This is a genomic window from Candidatus Omnitrophota bacterium, assembly GCA_016209275.1.
Taxonomy (GTDB): domain Bacteria; phylum Omnitrophota; class Gorgyraeia; order Aquiviventales; family Aquiviventaceae; genus JACQWM01.
The window spans coordinates 1-20,329 of sequence record JACQWM010000027.1; the positions used below are offsets into that span (position 1 = coordinate 1).

22 protein-coding genes are annotated in these 20,329 nt (G+C 60.8%); 18 read left to right on the forward strand and 4 right to left on the reverse strand.

Going from position 1 to position 20,329, the window contains the following annotated elements; all coding sequences use genetic code 11:
* The first annotated feature begins 281 nt into the window (after nt 1-281).
* From HY737_03835 to HY737_03875, 9 genes are all read left to right on the forward strand, one after another.
* On the forward strand, nt 282-1,130 hold the full coding sequence (locus HY737_03835; protein MBI4597514.1) for an NAD-dependent epimerase/dehydratase family protein: 849 nt from the start codon (nt 282-284) through the stop codon (nt 1,128-1,130).
* 8 nt (nt 1,131-1,138) lie between these two features.
* A complete protein-coding gene (locus HY737_03840) occupies nt 1,139-2,383 on the forward strand; it encodes a thioredoxin family protein (protein ID MBI4597515.1) in 1,245 nt (414 codons plus the stop codon).
* Between the two features lie 233 nt (nt 2,384-2,616).
* Nucleotides 2,617-3,126 carry a peptidoglycan-binding protein gene (locus HY737_03845; GenBank protein ID MBI4597516.1) on the forward strand — a complete coding sequence of 170 codons (510 nt, stop codon included), beginning with the start codon at nt 2,617-2,619 and terminating at the stop codon, nt 3,124-3,126.
* Between the two features lie 31 nt (nt 3,127-3,157).
* Nucleotides 3,158-3,925 carry a DUF3047 domain-containing protein gene (locus HY737_03850; protein MBI4597517.1) on the forward strand — a complete coding sequence of 256 codons (768 nt, stop codon included), beginning with the start codon at nt 3,158-3,160 and terminating at the stop codon, nt 3,923-3,925.
* Nucleotides 3,922-4,425 carry a hypothetical protein gene (locus tag HY737_03855; protein MBI4597518.1) on the forward strand — a complete coding sequence of 168 codons (504 nt, stop codon included), beginning with the start codon at nt 3,922-3,924 and terminating at the stop codon, nt 4,423-4,425. The genes HY737_03850 and HY737_03855 overlap by 4 nt, the downstream gene beginning before the upstream one ends.
* Nucleotides 4,426-6,153 carry a glucose-6-phosphate isomerase gene (locus tag HY737_03860; GenBank protein ID MBI4597519.1) on the forward strand — a complete coding sequence of 576 codons (1,728 nt, stop codon included), beginning with the start codon at nt 4,426-4,428 and terminating at the stop codon, nt 6,151-6,153.
* Between the two features lie 15 nt (nt 6,154-6,168).
* Nucleotides 6,169-6,537, forward strand: a complete 369-nt coding sequence (ndhC, locus tag HY737_03865; protein ID MBI4597520.1) for an NADH-quinone oxidoreductase subunit A — start codon at nt 6,169-6,171, stop codon at nt 6,535-6,537.
* A complete protein-coding gene (locus HY737_03870) occupies nt 6,528-7,175 on the forward strand; it encodes an NADH-quinone oxidoreductase subunit B (protein MBI4597521.1) in 648 nt (215 codons plus the stop codon). The genes ndhC and HY737_03870 overlap by 10 nt, the downstream gene beginning before the upstream one ends.
* 62 nt (nt 7,176-7,237) lie before the next feature.
* Nucleotides 7,238-7,681, forward strand: a complete 444-nt coding sequence (locus HY737_03875) for an NADH-quinone oxidoreductase subunit C (GenBank protein ID MBI4597522.1) — start codon at nt 7,238-7,240, stop codon at nt 7,679-7,681.
* A gap of 349 nt (nt 7,682-8,030) precedes the next feature.
* Here HY737_03875 and HY737_03880 read toward each other — a convergent pair whose 3' ends face one another.
* The gene (locus HY737_03880) at nt 8,031-8,297 is read right to left on the reverse strand and encodes an AbrB/MazE/SpoVT family DNA-binding domain-containing protein (protein ID MBI4597523.1); all 267 of its coding nucleotides are present in this window, start codon (nt 8,295-8,297) and stop codon (nt 8,031-8,033) included.
* Between the two features lie 81 nt (nt 8,298-8,378).
* On the opposite strand from HY737_03880, the gene HY737_03885 reads away from it, so the two are divergent.
* The 5 genes from HY737_03885 to HY737_03905 all read left to right on the forward strand — a co-directional run bounded on the left by HY737_03885 (nt 8,379) and on the right by HY737_03905 (nt 13,890).
* Nucleotides 8,379-9,518, forward strand: coding sequence for an NADH-quinone oxidoreductase subunit D (locus HY737_03885; GenBank protein ID MBI4597524.1), 1,140 nt, complete (start codon nt 8,379-8,381; stop codon nt 9,516-9,518).
* Between the two features lie 119 nt (nt 9,519-9,637).
* Nucleotides 9,638-10,195: a 4Fe-4S dicluster domain-containing protein gene (locus HY737_03890; GenBank protein ID MBI4597525.1), complete on the forward strand. Its 558-nt coding sequence runs from the start codon at nt 9,638-9,640 to the stop codon at nt 10,193-10,195.
* 12 nt (nt 10,196-10,207) lie between these two features.
* Nucleotides 10,208-11,476, forward strand: coding sequence for an NADH-quinone oxidoreductase subunit NuoH (nuoH, locus tag HY737_03895; protein MBI4597526.1), 1,269 nt, complete (start codon nt 10,208-10,210; stop codon nt 11,474-11,476).
* Between the two features lie 60 nt (nt 11,477-11,536).
* A complete protein-coding gene (gene acsA, locus HY737_03900; protein ID MBI4597527.1) occupies nt 11,537-13,297 on the forward strand; it encodes an acetate--CoA ligase in 1,761 nt (586 codons plus the stop codon).
* A 5-nt stretch (nt 13,298-13,302) separates the two neighbouring features.
* A complete protein-coding gene (locus HY737_03905; GenBank protein ID MBI4597528.1) occupies nt 13,303-13,890 on the forward strand; it encodes a TlpA family protein disulfide reductase in 588 nt (195 codons plus the stop codon).
* A 312-nt stretch (nt 13,891-14,202) separates the two neighbouring features.
* Here the strand turns inward: HY737_03905 and HY737_03910 are convergent, their stop codons facing one another.
* From HY737_03910 to HY737_03920, 3 genes are read right to left on the reverse strand one after another with little or no spacing between them, the layout of a single operon-like run.
* Nucleotides 14,203-14,712, reverse strand: coding sequence for a 6-carboxytetrahydropterin synthase (locus HY737_03910; GenBank protein MBI4597529.1), 510 nt, complete (start codon nt 14,710-14,712; stop codon nt 14,203-14,205).
* A complete protein-coding gene (locus tag HY737_03915; protein ID MBI4597530.1) occupies nt 14,713-15,447 on the reverse strand; it encodes an SDR family oxidoreductase in 735 nt (244 codons plus the stop codon).
* Nucleotides 15,448-15,480: 33 nt separating this feature from the next.
* Nucleotides 15,481-15,930 (reverse strand): HAMP domain-containing protein, encoded by a 450-nt coding sequence (locus HY737_03920; GenBank protein ID MBI4597531.1) that lies wholly within the window; start codon nt 15,928-15,930, stop codon nt 15,481-15,483.
* 83 nt (nt 15,931-16,013) lie between these two features.
* Here HY737_03920 and HY737_03925 point away from each other — a divergent pair, with 83 nt between their 5' ends.
* Genes HY737_03925 through HY737_03940 form a run of 4 tightly spaced genes read left to right on the forward strand, consistent with a single transcriptional unit; the run spans nt 16,014 to nt 20,025 of the window.
* A complete protein-coding gene (locus HY737_03925; GenBank protein MBI4597532.1) occupies nt 16,014-16,679 on the forward strand; it encodes a 7-cyano-7-deazaguanine synthase in 666 nt (221 codons plus the stop codon).
* A gap of 30 nt (nt 16,680-16,709) precedes the next feature.
* Nucleotides 16,710-17,381 carry a succinate dehydrogenase cytochrome b subunit gene (locus HY737_03930; GenBank protein MBI4597533.1) on the forward strand — a complete coding sequence of 224 codons (672 nt, stop codon included), beginning with the start codon at nt 16,710-16,712 and terminating at the stop codon, nt 17,379-17,381.
* A complete protein-coding gene (locus tag HY737_03935) occupies nt 17,378-19,291 on the forward strand; it encodes a fumarate reductase/succinate dehydrogenase flavoprotein subunit (GenBank protein ID MBI4597534.1) in 1,914 nt (637 codons plus the stop codon). Before HY737_03930 ends, HY737_03935 begins: the two co-directional genes overlap by 4 nt.
* Nucleotides 19,288-20,025 (forward strand): succinate dehydrogenase/fumarate reductase iron-sulfur subunit, encoded by a 738-nt coding sequence (locus HY737_03940; protein MBI4597535.1) that lies wholly within the window; start codon nt 19,288-19,290, stop codon nt 20,023-20,025. Before HY737_03935 ends, HY737_03940 begins: the two co-directional genes overlap by 4 nt.
* Nucleotides 20,026-20,329: the final 304 nt, after the last annotated feature.

Genomic DNA, 20,329 nt, shown 5'->3' on the forward strand with positions numbered 1-20,329 from the left:
CTTGCCACTGTACTTGGCCGAGTACGTCTGGCGCTACAATCATCGCCGACTCTCCATCGATCAACAAGTTCAACAGCTCATGTACTTGCTTGAGCAACATACTCATCATCCAGGTGGCTAAAGTACGACTTTACCCATAACCAATAACCAAATTCCAATGACCAATTAATTACCAATGAAGCAATCACCAATGACCAAACATTTGCCGGCGATTTGGTCATTGGTCATTCGGTCATTGGGGATTGTTTGGATGTTGGAATTTGGTCATTGGTAATTTTGTTATGGCTCGGGCGTTGGTGTTGGGGTCGACCGGTTACATCGGGGCGCATATTGTGCGCGCACTCTTAGCCGAGGGCCACGAGGTTCGCGCCGCCTACCACCGTGAGCAATACCTGACGGTGATCAACGAGTTACCGGTAGAGCGCGTCCGCGTCGATCTTGAGACCTCAGAGGGGCTGCCGCCAGCGCTGGCCGGGTGCGAGTGGGTGTTTCATGCCGCCGGCTACTATCCGACATTCGGCATGCGCCGCGCAGGGGCGATCGCGCGCGGCGTCGAGTCGCTTCGAAACACTCTGGAGCGTATCCAGCAGGCGAATCCCGCCCGCCTCGTTTTCACCAGTAGTGCTGCAACGATTCAGCGCCAGCGAACCCTGTATGCCGATGTCAAGATCGCGATGGAAGCGGAAGCCATGCGGGCCGCGGCCGGAGGCATGCCCATGGTCGTGACCAACCCGAGCATTTGCCTTGGCGAGTACGACGCCCATGCGTTTTCCGGGCGGCTCATCCTCGCCTTCGCCAAATATCGGATGCCCTGTTACGTCGACCATGTGTTGAATCTCATCTATACCGGCGATGCGGGCGTGGGTCATGTTCGGGCCGCAGAGCGAGGGCGCGTCGGCGCGCCGTATCTGCTGACGACCCGCGCCATGCCGCTCAAGGAGTTTGCCGAGCTGGTCGCGCGCCTCGCCGGAACGCGGCCGCCGCGCTGGCGCCTGCCGTCGTTCGTGCTGCGCTCCGGGCAAGCGCTGGATGGTAGTGCCACCACGCGCGAGCTTGGCCTGCCGCAGACCCCAATAGAGGAAGCCGTCCGCCGCGCGCTGAGTTGGTTCCGAGCGTCGCACGCGCTATAATCATCCGTATGCAACCGCTCAATCATCTTGCCGGAGACTATGGCGCATGGGTGGAGCGCCTCATTGCGCAGCATGGGCTGTGGGTGGGGCTGCCGGCCGTGTTCGTCATGGGCTTGGCGATGAATCTCACGCCGTGCGTCTATCCCATGATTCCGGTGACCCTCGCCTATTTCAGCCACCAGGCCTTCGGCGCGCTAGGCCGCACGCTGCGCCTGGCCCTGTGCTACATGCTGGGGATCGCCGCCAGTTACGCGATCCTCGGCCTGCTCGCGGCGCGCAGCGGAGCGCTCTTCGGCTCATGGCTGCAGCACCCCGCCGTGCTCCTCGGGGTCGCCATCATCATGGTTGCGCTGTCGCTGAGCATGTTCGGGCTCTATGACCTGCGGCTGCCCCCGGCCCTCATGCAGCGATTCGGCAAGACGTCGGCGGGCTACGGCGGGGCTGCGCTGATGGGCGTGGTGGTTGGCATCATTGGCGCTCCCTGTGTGGGGCCGGTGCTGCTGGCGCTGCTGCTGCTCGTCGGTCAGATGGCGAATCCGGCCGCCGGCTTCGTGCTGTTTTTCACGCTCGGCTTAGGCATGGGCGCTCCCTATGTGCTGCTGGGCCTCCGCGCCAATCAATTAGCCCGGCTGCCGAAGGCCGGCGGGTGGCTCGTGTGGACGAAGAAGCTGCTCGGCGTGGTGCTGTGGGGGCTGGCGTTGTATTTTCTCAAGTCAGTGATCCCGACGCGGCTCGTGTGGCTGGCGACGGTGGCACTGCTCTCCGGCGCTGGGGCGTACCTTGGCTGGTTGGAACCCACGAAAGGGAACTCTCCGATGTTTCGCCGAGTCCGATGGGTCGTGGGGGGGCTGTTGATCATTGCGGCGCTGGCGGTCGGGTGGCCCCGGGCCGAGGCAAGGCCCGGTGTCGCGTGGCGCGCGTATACCGCGGCGGCGTTTGCCGAGGCGCAGCGCCAGCAGCAGCCGATCCTGGTCGATGTGTATGCGGATTGGTGCATCCCGTGCCTTGAGATGGACCACACGACGTTTCGCCAGGCGGAGGTGCTGCAAGCGCTCGCCTCGGTCGCGACCTTGCGCGTGGATGCGACCCGCGAGGTGAGCGCGGAGGCCCAAGCCTTCTTGGATCGGCTCAAGGTCTTCGGAGCTCCCACGGTGCTCTTTTTCGATCGCGCGGGCCGCGAACGGAAAGACCTTCGGCTTGAAGGGCCGGAAAACCCGCGGGACTTCATCGCGCGCGTGAAGCAGATTCTCTGACCCTCAGCGCGCATCGACAAGGTTGAACGCCGTCGAGCGGTTTGTTAGACTACTCAGGTAAGTGTCAAGCGGCTTATCGAACGACCCCGCCATTGCGCCACGGCCTTCGGCCGTGGGCGGCATGGTCGTGTCACGACGAGCGGGTGGGCGGGATGTCGCCCCCATCGGGGCGTTGTTACCAGTGCCACGGGTTCTGCCCGTGGGGCTCCACAACACACAGCTGGAGGTGGTCAATGTTTGTGCTTCGCGCGGGCCTGTTCGTCACCATGCTTGCACTCCTCGCCGGGTGCGCGACTGGGGGATCACAGAAAGAGTTCGTCCGTCTGCAATCGCAAGTGGGCATCTTGGATGAGCGCGTCACACAGCTGGAGCGCTCCCGCGATGGCGGCGTGCTGGCGGCGATGCCGATGGAATCCGTGATCCCCGTATCGGCAGCCGCAGCCGTTCCTGAGATGGCGGCTCCTGCCAAAGCCTCCTCGGCCGCGAGTGCTAGCACCGCAGCGTCGACCATCAAGCCGACCACGCGCGAAATTCAGCAAGCGCTGAAGAACGCCGGGTTCTATCAAGGGCCGATCGATGGCAAGCTGGGCCCGCAGACCCGCGAAGCCGTGAAGGAGTTTCAACGGGTTCATGGCCTGAAGGACGACGGCGTCGTCGGCAAGCAGACGTGGTCGAAGCTCAACGCGTACGCCACTCTCTCGGCCAAAAGCGGCGAGCTCGATGCGGCCGAAGTGTTGAAATAAGCCGGTCGGCCGCAGCGCCGATCGCCTGCTCATGCCTCAACTGCTCCGCGCCTGTGTGCGATGGGTTCCCGTCATGCTTGCTGGCCTCGGGGTAGCCTCGGGGTGCAGCTCAGCGCGGAGGCTGACCGTGTCGCTGCTGCCGCCCGCACTGCCGACCGTTTCGATGATCGCTTCAGCCCCGACGGCGGTCCTCTGGTCGGAAGACTTCGACACGCTCGATGTGAAGCGGTGGCGCGAGGTGGAGCTGCGGCGCCAGACCCGCTATGAGATTGTCGAGCATGATGGGCAGCGCTGCCTGCGCGCCCAGAGCCGCGATGGCGCCTCGATCCTGCTGGCGGCGGTCAAGTTCAACCCCGAGCGCTACCCATGGATCTCCTGGCGGTGGCGCATCGAACAGCCGGTCGCGCAGGAGGCGTTGGATCGGAAAGACGGCTCGGATACCGCAGCGCGGGTGTATGTCTATTTTGATTCCCGCGGGCTGCCTTGGCAGAAGCGGAATATCGACTACGTCTGGTCCGTGCGGCAGCCGGTCGATACCATCCTGACCAGCGCATTTGCCTCAACCTCGAAAATCGTTGTGGCCGACAGCGGCATGGCCACCGTGGGGAAATGGCGCGTCATCGAGCGCAACCTGAGCGATGATTATCGGCGGATCTTTGGCGAACCCGCTCCGCGCGTGGTGGCGATCGGCCTGATGACCGATACGGATACGATGGGGGGAGAGGCGATGGCGTATTATGACGCGCTGCGGATCGGGCATGAGCCCCTGCTGACGCATGCCATGGAGGCGAGTCCATGAGCGCCTTCGGCCGAGCGGTGGGCGCGGCGCTGCTGGGGATGGCCGCCGCCGGCTGCGTCCTGTGGCGGTCAGGCGGCCCGCGCGCTGTGCCAGGCACATTGATGGTGAATGCGCCCGTTGATGCTCGGTGGACGGAGACGACGCGAGAGGCAGCCGCTACGCCGCGGCAGCGCCAGGTGTTGCGCGGCGCCCGCCCCAAGACCATCGTCGGCGAGGTGGTAGATGTGAGCTGCTATCTGCAGCTCGGCAAGCGCGGCGAGTCCCATATCCCCTGCGGGCAGCAGTGCATCCGCCATGGGCAGCCCATCGGGGTGATCACGGATAGCGGGAAGCTCTATCTCATCATTCCGGAAGAGCATCATCCCAGGCGCGACGGCGAGATCGATATCCGCGAGCGCTTCGCGGAGCTCGTCGGTAAGCGCATCAACATCAGCGGGATGGCGACGACGTATCACGCCAGCCGCGCGCTCTTCGTGCGCAGCGTCCCGACGGAGCGGTAAGTGGCCTCTTCGCACCCCTCCCCCCAGTCCACCCTCGAGCGCCTCGCTGCGGAGCGCGTGATCTCCCGGCTCTGGCAGCAGGACGCCAGCCTCTGGAGCGCAGACCCCTCGGTCCAAGCGACCATTCGCCAGCGGCTCGGGTGGCTGACCATTCAGCCCGTCATGAGTCAGCGCCTCCAAGAGATTCGACAGACCGCTGACGACATTCGTCGCGCCGGCGTGACGCATACGGTGTTGTTAGGCATGGGAGGCAGCGGGCTCTTTCCGGAAGTGTGCCGCAATATCTTTGGCCTTGATCAGCCCGGCACGGAATTCACCGTGTTAGATACGACAGATCCCACGGCCATCCGCCAAGCCCTCGCCCAATGCAACCCTCAGCGGTTGCTCATCATCATCTCCAGCAAGTCCGGATCGACCAATGAAATTTTAGCGCTCTCAAAATATTTCATCTGTGTGTTCCAGCAGGCCGGGCTTGCCCCCGGCGAGCATTGCCTTGTGGTCACCGATGCCGGTTCTGCCTTGGAGGCCAGCGCCAAGGCATGGCATGCGCGCAACCTCTTCGTGCATGGGCCTGGAACAGGGGCTGAGGTGGGCGGCCGATTTTCTGCCTTGACGTATTTTGGGCTCGTCCCTGCCGCGCTGATGGGAATCGACGTGGAGCGGCTGCTGCAGCGCGCCGCCGCGATGTTTGCCCGGTGCGATGCGGCGGTGCCGGTGGCCGAGCATCCTGCCGCCAAATTAGCCGCCACCCTCGGGGCGTTCGCGCAGCAGGGGCGCCCCCTGGTGACCCTGTTGTGCCATCCAGCGCTGGCGAGTTTCGGCGTCTGGGTGGAGCAGCTCCTCGCCGAGAGCACGGGCAAGCAAGGCCGCGGCATGACGCCGATGACCGGCGAACCGCGCCGGGAGCCATCCCTGCGTGGCGCGGATCGCGTCTTCGTTGAATTGCAGCTCGCGCCTGAGCCGGATCGCGAGCTGGAGCGCTATAGCGCTGCGCTGGAACGCGACGGCCATCCGGTGGTCCGTCTGCGGTGGGACGATCCCTATGATGTGATGGGTGAGGCGGTGAAATGGTTTTTCGCCACGGCTATCATGGGCTACCTCTTGGGGGTGAATCCCTTTGATGAGCCGAATGTTCAGGAAAGCAAAGATCGCACGAAGGCGCTGCTGGAGCAATTCGCCAAGGATGGGCAATTGCGTGACGATGGTCAGTTGCTTTGCATGGACGGGAACCTTTCCGTGTTCGGCGCGCGCGAGCTGGCCGCGTCCTCATCGCTGACGGGATGCTTCAGCGCCTTCTTCCGCCGGCATCGCCCGCATGACTATGTCTCGCTCCTGTCCTTTTTGCCGCGCACGGCCGCGCTGGATGAGGGGCTGATGCGTCTGCGGGAGCGCCTGGGAGCCTCCTTGCAGTGCGCGACCATGCTGCAATTCGGGCCGCGCTATCTGCATTCAACCGGGCAATTGTTCAAGGGGGGGCCTGACGCAGGCGTATTTCTCCTGCTCACCGCCGAGGAGCGCCAAGACCTCGCCATTCCGGGAGAGCCGTTCACCTTCGGCGTGCTGAAGCAGGCACAAGCACTAGGCGATTTTCAGGCGATGCAGCAGAGGGGCCGGCGCATCTTGCGCATCCATATGCGCGGCACGCTTGAGCACGCGCTCTCCCGCGTCATGGCCGCCGTCGATGAGGCGATAGTTTCGCTGCGTTCTGCGCCCGTGTCACGAACCTGATATGATACCCGTGCGATGGCAGACCCATACGCTCAGCAGTATCTGTTGATCGGCGCGCTCACCTGTGCTGCGATCCTCCTCGGGGTGGCTCCGCTGATCCTGGCTCGGTTCGTCGCGCCCAAGAAGCCGGCTCCGTCGAAGCAAGCCCCCTATGAATGCGGGCTCGAATCCATCGGCGATCCCTGGGTGCAGTTTCACGCGCAGTACTACATCTATGCGCTGCTCTTCGTCGTCTTCGACGTGGAAGTGGTCTTCCTCTATCCTTGGGCTCTTGTCTGGAGAAGTTTTGGCCCGGTCGTCTTCGCTGAGATGGCGGTGTTTCTCGCCATCCTGGCCGTTGGCCTGATCTATGCCTGGCGCAAAGGCGTGCTTGAATGGCGGTAGATCAGGGTTTGCAGTCGGAACTTCAGAAGCAAGGCGTCTACTTGACGACGTGGGACCAGCTCGTCAATTGGGGCCGCAGCAACTCGATCTGGCCGCTGCAGTTCGGGCTGGCCTGCTGCGCGATCGAGATGATTGCCACCGCCGCCTCGCGCTATGACATCGCCCGCTTCGGCTCGGAGATTTTCCGCGCCTCGCCCCGCCAGGCGGATCTGATGATCGTCGCCGGCACCGTCACCAAGAAAATGGCGCCGCAGGTGGTGCGGCTCTACAACCAGATGGCCGAGCCGAAATACGTGATCTCCATGGGGGCCTGTGCCACCTCTGGCGGGCCGTTCCATACAGGCTACAATGTCTTGAAGGGCATCGATCATTACATTCCCGTCGATGTGTACATTCCCGGCTGCCCGCCAACGCCGCAAGCGCTGCTGGAAGGGCTGATGAAGCTCCAAGAGCGGATCAAGCAGAAAGGCTTCGGCCAGGCGATGGGGGAGAAGAAGAACGAGTATCCGATCCCTGAATTTGGTCCGAGCGGGCTGCGTCCTCGGTACACTCCCGATGTCTGGCAGCCCCCGACACAAACGCAAACCCCCTGGACCGCGACGGTCCCACCCACGACTGAGTCCAAGCCCCCTGTCTAATGCTTCGTCCTGTTGAAGAGATCGCCACGCTGATCATCGAGCTGCTTCCGGGCGTGCTCGTCATGGCCGAGGGGGGAGCGCTGCGCGTCCAGCCGAAAGATGCCAGGACGGTGTTTCGCTGCCTGAAAGAAAACGACCACTTCAACCTTGATTATCTGGCCAATCTGACGGTGGTCGACTATCCGCCGGACCCCGCCACTGGCGGGACAGGCCCCGCACCAGTGCGGTACGGGGCAGGCCGCATGGACGTCGTGTATCACCTCTATTCGATAGCCAAGAAGCATGGCCCGCTTGCCCTCAAGATCACCTTGCCACGCACGAATCCGGTCGTGGCCTCGGCCACGCCGATCTGGCGCGGGGCGGAATTTCAAGAGCGGGAAGCGTATGATCTCTACGGTGTCACATTCGAAGGCCATCCGGATTTGCGCCGCATTCTGCTGTGGGATGAGTTCGAAGGCCACCCCATGCGCAAAGACTACGTCGTCGAAGACCAAAACGTCTTGTAATTTCGAATGATGAATGTCGAATTCGATATTCGCAGCATTCCCTTAACGTGCGGCTTGTCAACGGGAGAGAGCGGAGGTAGCGTTTGACGTCGTCGTGGGTGCCCACGAGGACAAAAGAAACGGCATCGGGGCGTTCGCCCCAAAGAACGCGGACGGCTTGGCTGACGCGAGCTTCAAAGATTTTCTCAGGACCCTTGGCGTATAAGAATTTGATCCGCAGGCCAAACGGTGCCTGGCGGGTTGAGTAGTAAACGCGGATTTGCTGATCAGTCTGACGAATGAGCGTTTGTTCCTGATGGGTGAAATGGTCGAAGCGCTTAAGGTAGCGCTCCTTGTAAATGAACTGCATCTACCGTTTCTTCATGCGCCGTTTGAGCACACTCCCGGCGGTTCGCTCATCGGCGACAATATCGCCAGGTTTGATCGTGAAGGCATCTTTGAGGAACGCTTCATACGATTCGGGGGGAATGCGCTCCTCGACGTCGATGGGCTTCAGGACAATGACTCCATGGAGGTAGGTCACATCCAGATAATCGCGTCCGGCCTGCAAGCGAATGCGATCAACAATCTCTTTAGGAATGGTGAGTTGGTTTCCGCGAGTGAGTTTTGCTAACATGGGCGCGTGCCTCCTTTGGCTAAGACAAGTATACCGTAAAAGTGTATAAAAGTTGAAAACTTTTTTCCTTTTTAGACTTCTATGAACAGCCAAACCCACCCAATTGAAACAGAGCTGCTCGAAGTGAGTCTGGGGCCGCAGCATCCCTCCACACACGGGGTGTTTCGGATGAATGCGACCCTCGATGGAGAAACCATCGTCAAGCTCAAGCCGGTCATGGGCTATCTGCACCGCAACCATGAGCAGATCGGCGAGGGCATCACCTACATCGCCAGCTTCCCGTTCACCGACCGGCTCGATTATTTCTGCGCGATGTCCAATAACTTCGGGCTCGCCCTCGCCATCGAAAAACTCGGCGGTATTGCGGTCTCTGAGCGCGGCGAGTATCTGCGCGTCATCATGGCCGAGCTGACACGCCTCATCAACCACACGGCCGTCACCGGGTTTCTCCTCAACGACATGGGGGCTTTCGGCACGCCGCTGCTGTATGCCTTCCGAGAGCGGGAAAAAATCTTAGATCTGTTCGAGGCGGCGTCCGGCTCTCGCATGATGTGCAACTACGTGCGGCCAGGCGGGGTGCGCGAGGATGTGCCTGAGGCCTGGCTTGAGCGGGCTGAGAAGCTTGTCGATGGCTATCCGGCGTTTCTGGATGAGTTCGAAAAGCTGCTGACCGAAAACGAAATCATCCGCCAGCGCTGCCAACATGTCGGAATCCTGCCGAAGGAGCTCGCGATCAATGCCAGTGCGACCGGGCCACTGTTGCGAGCTTCTGGGGTCGACTACGACATCCGCAAAGTTGATGGCTACTCGATCTACTCGCGCTTTAACTTCCGCGTGCCGCTCGGCACCGTCGGCGATGTCTACGATCGGTACTATGTGCGGATCCTTGAAATGCGCGAGAGTGTGAAGATTTTGCAGCAGGCCCTCAAGGAAATTCCCACGGGTGCTGCCATCAGCCCGAAGGGGTTGGCAATGGTCAAGGCCCCGCGCACGTTCCGCCCGCCGAAGGGCGAAGCCTACGGCCGCATCGAATCGCCCAAAGGCGAGCTCGGATTTTACTTGGTCAGCGACGGCACGCCGCAGCCGTACCGCTACCACATCCGGGCCCCAAGCTTCGTAAACCTGACGATTCTTGAAGACATGTGCCTTGGCCACAAAGTGGCTGATGTGATCATCATCCTCGGCTCCATCGACATCGTCATGGGCGAAGTCGACCGCTAACGAAAGGAAAAAGTAAAAAGGAAAAAGGCAAAAGTGCAAGGTAAAAGGCAAAATTTGACGCGGACTTTTTACTTTTACCTTGTCCTTTTTCCTTTTGCCTTTTACCTTTTGACTTAAAGATGATTGGAATTGGGGTCTTACGAGGCATGGGGGTGACCTTCAAGACGTTCCTCGAGACGTATCCCTGGGGGCGCGGGCTGCTGCGTGCCTTGCGTATTCCAACAACGAACGGGCTTGTTACCGTAGAATACCCTGATGTGAAGCAGCAGCATCATGAGCGGTTCCGCTATTTCCCATTCCTCGTCTATGATCAAACACCTGATAACTTACGCTGTGTGGCCTGCAAAATCTGCGAGCAGGAGTGTCCTCCTGCCTGCATCCACATTATCGGTCCGGCCAAGGACGAACAGGGACGCCCGGCCAAAGCCCACGGACGCACATATCCCGTGGAGTTTGACATCGATATCTCAGTCTGCATGTCCTGCCGCATCTGTGTTGATGTCTGTCCGTTCGATGCGATTGAAATGGATAACCAGTATGAGCTCTCAGGATTCGACCGATTCGGCCAGATGGTCTTCAACAAGGACAAGTTGCTGAAGCCGAACGACTATTTCCAGAGGATCAAACCCACTGAAGCGGCCACGGTCGATGCCCGTCTTGCCGCCAAGAAAAAGTAAGAGCGAACTAAGATGCAGGAGTTAGATCAGGTGTTCGTGAACGCCAAAGGGTGGCTGCTCAGTCTGTTTCCCATCGGACTGAGGCCCTGGGTTTCCATTGCCGTGAGCGTTGGCGTCATCGCCGCCATCGCCCCGTTCATCATGATGTACCTGACGTGGCTGGAGCGGAAAATCATCGCCCGAATGCAAAACCGGTTCGGCCCGACGCGTGTCGGCGTCTACGGGTTGCTCCAGCCGATTTCCGACGGGATCAAGATGCTGATCAAGGAAGACATCGTGCCGCGCGGAGCCGATCCGCTGCTACATATCCTCGCCCCGATTCTGTCCTTAGCTCCGGCGATTCTCCTGTTTGCGGTGATGCCGTTTGGCCGCAACATGATCGCGGCCGATTTGAACGTCGGCTTGCTGTACCTGTTTGCCATTTCCTCCATCAGCTCCTACTCCATTTTCATGGGAGGCTGGGCCTCGCGCAGCAAATTCTCCATCCTGGGCGCCATGCGGGGGGTGGCGCAAATCATCTCGTACGAAGTGCCCGGAGTGCTCTCCGTTGTGGCCGTCATTATGATCACCGGCACGCTATCGATGGTGGGGATCGTGGAGGCGCAGGCCGATCAGTGGTTTGTCTTCACGCCGTGGGGCATTGTCGGCTGCCTGATGTTTTTCTTGAGCGGGGTCGCCGAGGTCAATCGCACGCCGTTTGACATGCCCGAGGCCGAATCCGAGCTCGTCGGGGGATTTCACACCGAGTATAGCGGCATGAAGTTTGCGCTCTGGTACATGGCGGAATTTCTCGAGTCGTTTGCCATTTGCGCTTTTACGACGACGCTGTTTCTCGGCGGCTGGCAAGGGCCGGCGGTGCCGTTCTGGGTTTTGGGCTTGTTGCTTGCCGTGATCGTGGCCACAGGAACAAAGCTTCCAGCGCCCATCCGCAGCGTTGGGGCTGCGGCCATGCTTGGAGCAGCCGTCCTCTGGAGAACGCAGGTGATTCCCTCATGGGCGTGGTTTTTGGCAAAGACCTATGCGCTGGTGTTCGTCCTCGTGTGGTTACGCGGCACCTTTCCGCGGCTGCGCGTGGATCAGCTCATGGGACTGGCCTGGAAGTTTTTCCTCCCGCTTGGCCTGGTCAACATCGTTGCGGCCGGGATCTGGTGGTCGCTGCGCGAGACGCCCTGGTTTGGATGGATTGCCAGCGCTGTTGTGCTAGCACTGAGCGCCTGGGCCCTCGTGCTTGCCAACAAGCCGGAACCACTACAACCCCGCACCTACATCTACGCCGACTAACTTCGATATCAGATAGAAAAAAGCCATTTCATATCTGATATCGCCTTGAAAGGAGATGTGATGGCGAATCCCGGCCCTTCGACTGTTACTCCTGAAACTACTCCTATAGACTGGGAACGCAAACCGAAGACCATCGATGCCAACCTCAAAGATTACGAGGCAACCTATCGCACCTTTCATTGGCAAGACGTTGAGCGAGACTTTGAGTGGTCAACGACCGGCAAAGTCAACATCGTCCACGAAGCGATCGATCGCCACGCCGCCTCCTCGAAGAAGACGAAGGTCGCCCTCTACTACACAGATTATGACCGCCGCGATGAGCGCTACACCTTCCAAGATCTGAAAGTTCTCACCAGCCGCTTTGCCCACGTTTTAACATCGCTCGGTGTTAAACGCGGCGATCGCATTGGCACGTTCCTCCCGCGCACCCCAGAGCTCTACATCGCCATTCTCGGCATCAACCGCATCGGTGCGATTCCAGTACCGCTGTTCGAAGCGTTCATGGAACAGGCGGTTGAGGATCGTCTCGGCGACAGCGAAGCCATCGCCTGCGTCACCACGCCAGCGCTCAAGAGCCGCATTCCACTCGCGAAGCTGCCCGCACTCAAGCGGCTCATCCTTGTGGGTGCGAGCGGTGCGCTGGCGGCGAACGAAACCAACTATGAGCAGGCCATGACCGCAGCGCCCGACTGGTTCGAGCCTGAGTGGCTCACGGTCGATGATGGACTCATTATTCACTACACCTCAGGCTCAACCGGAAAATCCAAGGGTGCCTTGCATCGCCAGTACGCGATGATCGGCCACTACCAAACCAGCAAATGGGCTCTCGATCTGCGCGATGAGGATGTGTACTGGTGCACGGCTGACCCTGGGTGGGTGACAGGTACGTCCTATGGTATTTACGGCCCGTGGACGCTAGGGATCACCAGTGTGGTCATCGGCGGACGGTTTGATCCAGATCGGTGGTATCAGACCATCCAAAAGTACAAGGTGACGATGTGGTACAGCGCTCCGACGGCGTATCGGATGCTGATGTCTGCGGGTGAGGCAATTCCGGAGAAATACAATCTCAAGAGCCTGCGCCACATCTGCAGCGTCGGTGAGCCGCTCAATCCTGAAGCGCTCAAATGGATCAAAAACATCACCGGATTAGCACCGCATGAGACCTGGTGGATGACCGAAACCGGCATGCAGCTCATTTGCAACTATCGCAGCCTGGATTTTCCCATCGGCTGCACCGGCAAGCCGTTTCCCGGCACCTACGCGACTGTGGTCGATGATCAGGGCAAGGAAATGCCGCCAGGCCAACTTGGAAATCTTGTCGTGAAGCCAGGTTGGCCATCCATGATGAAAGACATTTGGAACAATAAAACCAAATACGATGAATATTTCCGCATCCCTGGCTGGTACGCGAGCGGCGACACCGCGTACAAAGATGAGCAAGGCTACATCTGGTATCAGGGACGGGCGGATGATGTGATCAAGACCGCCGGCGAGCGCGTCGGGCCGTTTGAGGTGGAAAGCGCCCTCGTCGCCCACCCGGCTGTGGCTGAAGCCGGCGTGATCGGCAAGCCGGATGAGCTGCGCGGGAACATCATCAAGGCGTTTGTCGCGCTGCGCAAAGGCTATCAACCCTCTGAGCAGCTCAAGAAGGAGATCGCGGACTTCGTCAAAACGCACATGGCTGCGCATGCCGCCCCCAGAGAAATCGCCTTCGTCGACAAAGTGCCCAAGACCCGCTCCGGCAAAATCATGCGCCGCGTCCTGAGAGCTTGGGATCAGGGATTACCCACGGGCGATATCTCGACGATGGAGGAATAACGGGAATGCGACCCACGACTCATGACCCACGACGCACGACCACGGCATTTTTTGGGTCATGGGTCATGGGTCTTATGTCCTGCGTCGCTGTTGCCTTATTAGCTGGCTGCGGGCAGCCGACGACGATCGGACGAGACTGGAACAAGGTCGACCCGCCAGTCGCAGCTCCCGACTTTAACTTGCAGCAGTTGGATGGCGGCACGGTGACGCTGTCGCAATTCCGCGGGCAGATCGTCATCATCGAGTTCTGGGCCACGTGGTGCCAGCCCTGCCGATTCACGCTGCCATCGCTGGAAAAAATCTATCAACAGTATCGCAGCCGCGGCGTCGTCGTCTTGCTCGCGAATCAAGATGAAGCGCCGGAGAAAATCCGTAAATGGGCCGGCAAGCGGTTCACCGCGCCCATCCTTCTGGATAAAGGCGGACGGATCGCCGTGCGCTACGGCGCGGCCGGCCTTCCGCACCTGCTCATCATCAATACGGAAGGCCAATTCATCTACGCGCACGCCGGCTACGGCGGGGGCCTGGAGCGCAACCTCAAGCTGATTCTCGATCAGCTGCTTGTAGAAAAGGGGTCCGACCCCTATGGCTGATAAACTCATCATCCATAATCTGACGGCCAAGTGCCAGATTGGGCTTACCGAGGAAGAACGAGCCACCCCGCAGACGGTGTGGATCGATCTTGAGTTGGCGATTGACGCGGCCAAGGCGGCCTATCGCGATCGCGTGCAGGATGCGGCGGTCGACTACGCCGAGGTGGTCTCAGCCGTGCAGGGCATTGCCCAGCGAACGCCGTACAATTTGCTCGAAACGCTGGCGGATCATGTGGCGACGTTCGTGCTGGGGAAGTTTCGCGTGCCGTGGGTGCGGGTGAAGGTCAAGAAGCGAGCACTGCCTGGGATCGATCACGCGGCGGTGGAGATTGAGCGGATGCGCCGTCGAGGACGCGTTGGCCGATCCCTCGACTCGGCCTCACGGCCTCGCTCGGGATTCCGGCCCGCGGCCGCCCGCCGCGGGGCTGCATAGGTTGCGCAGGACGATTCAGTTTCCCATAACCGGACCGTCGTCACCGGAAAGCCCATCCGCTGCGCTTCATCAAAAATCAGCTTCGCTAAGTTTTCTGCCGTCGGATTCGCCTCGATCGCAAACACCGGCTCGCCTTGCTGCTGCAGCAGGAGTAGCACCGGATCGTCCTTGCAGAGAATCATCTTGTGATCCAAGTTGCGATCAATCCAGCCCTGAATCGCTCGCTTAATTTCGGTAAAGTCCCGCACCATCCCGCGCCGATCTAGCGCCTCTGACGAGAGTTCAATCTCCACCTTACCGTTATGGCCGTGCAGGTCGCGGCACTTGCCCTCGTAATTGAGCAGCCGATGTCCGTAGCAGAACTGGATGGTTTTCGTAACGGAATACATTTACGCAATCAGTTGGCCGCCGTCGACAAAAATAGTGGAGCCGGTCATAAAGTCCGTGCCTTCGATCAGAAACAACACCGTGTTGACGATATCCTGCGGGCCGCCCCAGCGCTTGAGCGGCACGCGGGCGGCGACGCGGGCTCGGGCGGCTTGGCTCATATCTGGCGGAGGAAGAATCGGTCCGGGGGCAATCGCCACGACCTGAATCGAGGGGGCCAGTTCCTTGGCTAACGTTTTCGTCAGGCCAATGATGCCGGCTTTCGAGACGCAGTAGGGCAGGTAGTCGCGGTACGGCCGCACGGCCGCCCAGTCGGCGAAATTGATGATTTTGCCGCCGCTGCGCTTGCGCATCAGCCGGCTGGCGTAGAGCGCGCAGAGAAACGGTCCCCTGAGGTTGGTATTCATGGTCTGGTCCCAGGCCGCTTCGGAGAGCTGCGTAAACGGCGCGCGAAGAAAATTGGAGGCGCTGTTGATGAGCACATCCAGTCGGTGGAACCGTCGGTCGATGCGCTCCATCAGCCGCCGCACATCAGCTGCGCGGGACACATCCGCCTTCACCGCGAGCGTTCCAACGCCGGCGCGCTCGATGGCGGCGGCCGTCTCGCCGGCCTCGCGGGACGAGGTGCGGTACGAGAACGCCACATGCGCACCCCGGTGAGCGGCGGCGAGGGCGATGGCGCGGCCGAGCCGTTTCGCGCCCCCGGTCACTAAGACAACGCGTCCGCTAAGATGCATGGCGTGATGTTCAGCGTGTGGATGTGTGAGGACTTACGAGCTTGGAGAGGTCGGGAACCGCTGCTGCAGCTTCTCAGCCATCTGGTTGATCGATTTCGCCAGATCTTCGAGCGCATCGCCCTGGCGCAGGGTGATCCGCTGGGACAAATCGCCGTTGCCGATCGCCTCAAGCGTTCGTTTCAGGCGCGACATCGGCCCGATGACCCGGTGACTCTGCTGAATGCCGAGGACAAAGATGATCGGGATGGAGACGAGCAATTCGACGAGCAGGGTCATCGTGACGGCGAGCAGCCCCACGACGACATGCTCGCGCAGCAACTCCGGCTGGTACATGTTCCGCCAGAGGATGGTGCTGGTGACAAAGCCGCTGACGACGGCGATCAGCAGCACGCCCATCAGCACGCGGGAGACAAACCGAAGCTGGTACGGCCGGTCGACCAGATATTGTCTTCGCTGATACACCGCTGCGCGATTCAGTGGCATGGACAGTAGTATAGTCGCTTGATTGACTTTTGTCATCAGCTTTGTTACAACTGCTGTCAGAGAATGGAGTTACCCCATACCGCATGTCTCCTCGAAAGCCAGCCGTCTGCGCGCTCATCAGCGGAGGGGTGGATAGCGCCATCTTGGTCGATCGGCTGCAGGCCTCCGGCTGCCGCGTGCTTCCTCTGTATGTGCGGGCGGGATTGCGCTGGGAATCGGCTGAGATTTTTTGGGTCCGGCGGCTCCTTTCGGCGATGACGACAAGCCGCATGCTTCCGCTTCACATCATCGCCATGCCGATGGCCTCGGTCTACGGCAGGCACTGGAGCCTGACGGGGCCAGGCGTTCCAGGCGCGCGCAGCCGTGACGCGGCGGTCTATCTTCCCGGACGCAATCTCCTCCTCAGCGCCGCCGCGGCGATCGCTTGCGCGCCGCATCAGATCACGACGATCGCCCTGGGCATTCTCAAGGGCAATCCGTTCGGCGATGCCACCCCGCAATTTTTTCGGCGGCTCTCCGCGTGCCTGACCCAAGCGCTTGGCGCGCCGATTCGCATCACGACGCCGCTGGCGCGGATGGCGAAGCCCGAGTGGCTGCGGCGGCACACGACCGCTCCCCTCGCCTTGACGTTTTCCTGCCTCGCGCCCGCGGGGCATGGGCACTGCGGCCGGTGCAACAAGTGCGCCGAGCGGCAGCGCGCCTTTCGAGCCGCCGGCATCACTGATCCCACTGCCTATGCAACAAGGTAAAAGGCTTTTTGATTTTTCCTTGGACTGATCATGACGTGGTATGCATCATCAATTGGGAAGAAAGTGTTGATGGCCGTCTCCGGCCTGCTGTTGCTGGGGTTTGTGATCGCGCATCTGCTGGGCAATTTGCTGATTTTCGCCGGCCCCCAGGCGCTGAATGATTACGCGCGTCACTTACGAGAGCTGGGGCCCATCCTCTGGCTGGCCCGCTTCTTCCTCATCGTCACCGCCATCGTGCACATCTACGCGTCGATTCAGGTGACGCGTGAAAATCGCGCCGCGCGTCCGCATGGTTATCGGCGGCCGCGCATGAGGGAAACCTCGCTCGCCGCCCGCACGATGATGTTCTCCGGACTGCTCGTGATCGTCTATCTCATCTACCATCTCTTGCATTTCACCTTCCGTGTGACCCATCCGGATATTTCGCACGGCATCGATGCTCTAGGACATCCCAATGTGTACGCGATGGTCGTGCGCAGCTTTCAGCTCCCCGCCGTGTCGGTCGCGTATCTCATCGGCATGACGGCGGTGTGGATGCACCTGATGCACGGCATCGGCAGCGCGTTTCAAACGCTGGGGCTCACGAACGAGCGCACGCTTGCCGCGCTGCGCCTCGGGGGCCGGCTGCTGGCGGGCGTCTTGTATCTCGGCTACGTCTCGATTCCCTTGGCCGTCCTCTTTGGGGTTGTGAGCCTTCGATGAGCCTTGACGCGCACATGCCCACCGGCCCGCTGCCTGAACAATGGCAGCGTCACACGCTAGCCCTCAAGCTGGTCAATCCGGCCAACCGCCGCAAGTATCGCGTGATCATCGTCGGCACGGGACTCGCCGGCGCTTCAGCCGCCGCGTCGCTGGCGGAGATGGGCTACAGCGTTGAGTGCTTCTGTTATCAAGACAGCGCTCGCCGGGCGCACAGCATTGCGGCCCAAGGGGGCATCAACGCGGCGAAAAATTACCCCAATGACAACGACAGCGTCGAGCGGCTCTTCCACGACACCATCAAGGGCGGCGATTTCCGCTCGCGCGAAGCCAACGTCTATCGATTGGCCCAAGTCAGCAACGCCATCATCGATCAGTGCGTCGCGCAAGGGGTCCCGTTTGCGCGGGAATACGGCGGCTCACTGGCCAATCGCTCCTTCGGCGGCGCGCAAGTCTCTCGCACCTTTTATGCGCGCGGCCAGACCGGCCAGCAGCTCTTGCTGGGCGCGTACCAAGCGCTCATGCGGCAGGTGGCGGCGAAACGCGCCGTCGTCCACAGCCGCGCCGAGCTGCTCGATGTCGTGGTGGCTGATGGCCAGGCCGCCGGCATCATCATCCGGGATTTGGTCACGGGAGCCATCACCGCGCATGCGGCCGACGCCGTTGTGCTCGCGACCGGCGGCTACGCCAACGTGTTTTATCTGTCCACCAATGCCACGGGGTGCAATGTCACCGCCACCTACCGGGCGTATCTCAAGGGCGCGTTCTTCGCGAACCCGTGCTTTACGCAAATCCACCCCACCTGCATTCCGATGACTGGGCATCATCAGTCCAAGCTCACGCTGATGTCCGAGTCGCTGCGCAACGATGGCCGCATCTGGGTGCCGATGCAGCAGGGCGATGCCCGCTCGCCGCATCAGATTCCTGAAGCGCAGCGCGACTATTTCCTTGAGAGGAAATATCCGGCCTTCGGCAACCTCGCACCCCGCGACATCGCCTCGCGCAGCGCCAAAGAGGTCTGCGATGGCGGCCGTGGGGTGGGGCCGGGCGGGCAGGGCGTGTATCTGGATTTTTCCGACGCGTTCGGGCGGCTCGGACGAGCCGTCATTGAGGAACGCTACGGCAACCTCTTCGAGATGTACGCGCAGATCACCGGCGAGGATCCCTACGCCGCTCCGATGCGGATCTATCCGGCCCCGCATTACGCCATGGGCGGCTTATGGGTGGACTACAACCTCATGAGCACCATGCCGGGGCTTTTCGTCATCGGGGAAGCCAATTTCTCCGACCATGGGGCCAATCGTCTCGGGGCCAGCGCGTTGATGCAAGGCCTGGCGGACGGCTACTTTATTCTGCCGTCAACACTCAGCGATTATCTGGCGCGCATGAAACCCGGCGTGGCGACCGCGAACCGGCCGGAATTTTCAACCGCGGCAGCGCAGATCGCTTCCCGGGTGAAGCGGTTGCTGTCGATTCGCGGCAAGACGAGTGTTGATGCCTTCCATCGCGAGCTGGGCAAGCTCATGTGGAACGAATGCGGGATGAGCCGCAGCGCCCAGAGCCTGGCGAAGGCGCTTGAGACGATTCCGAAGCTGCGCGAGCGGTTTTGGCGCGACGTCAATGTCCTCGGCGGCGGCGAAGAGCTCAACCAGGCGCTGGAGCGCGCCGGACGGGTCGCGGACTTTTTGGAGTTCGCCGAGCTGCTCGCTCAAGACGCCCTGCATCGCGAAGAATCGTGCGGCAGCCACTTCCGCATCGAGCACCAAACCCCGGACGGAGAAGCCAAGCGCGACGATGAGCGCTTCTGCTACGTCGCGGCCTGGGAGCACAAAGGCGAGGGGAAGCCGCCGGAGCTGCATAAGGAGCCCCTGACGTTTGACCACGTGCAACTCCAGCAACGAAACTACAAATGAAACTTACGCTAGAGATTTGGCGCCAACCGAACGCTCAAGCACGAGGACAATTTGAGCGCTATGCGGTAGAGAATATTTCGTCGGACATGTCGTTTCTGGAGATGCTCGATGTCCTCAACGAGCAGCTCACCCAGCAGGGCAAGGATCCGGTGGCGTTCGATCACGACTGCCGCGAAGGCATCTGCGGCATGTGCTCGCTCATGATCAACGGCCAGGCCCATGGCTCGGATCGCGGCGTGGCCGTCTGCCAGCTCCACATGCGCCGCTTCAAGGACGGCGACACGATTGTAATCGAGCCGTGGCGCGCCAAGGCGTTTCCCATCATCAAAGATCTGGTGGTCGACCGCGGCGCCTTTGATCGCATCATGCAAGCCGGCGGCTATATTTCGGTCAGCACCGGCCAGGCACCCGAAGCTAACTCGATTCCTGTCAAGAAAGAGCGCGCCGAAGACGCCATGGACGCGGCGGCTTGCATCGGCTGCGGGGCGTGTGTCGCCGCGTGCCCCAACGCCTCGGCTATGCTCTTTGTCGCCGCCAAAGTTTCCCATCTCGCGAAACTTCCGCAAGGGCAGCTTGAGCGCGAGCGCCGCGCTCGGGCCATGGTCGAGGCGATGGACCACGAAGGCTTTGGCAACTGCACCAACCACTTCGAATGCATGGCCGCCTGCCCCAAACAGATCCACGTCAAATTCATCGCCCTGCTCAATCGTGAATACCTCAAAGCATCGGTGTGAAGCAAGCAGAGCTTATTCCAAGACCCCATGAGCATGATTACTACACAGACTTTGGTCATTTTCGGAGTGTTAGCAGGCTGTGCTGTTTTCCTCGGGGGATTTTGAGTGTGTTATGGGTGCCAGCGTGTGGTGGAGTAATTTTTTTAAGAAAATGGGGTTATAAGTTATGGGTAAAGTCGTACTTTAGCCACCTGGATGATGAGTATGTTGCTCAAGCAAGTACATGAGCTGTTGAACTTGTTGATCGATGGAGAGTCGGCGATGATTGTAGCGCCAGACGTACTCGGCCAAGTACAGTGGCAAG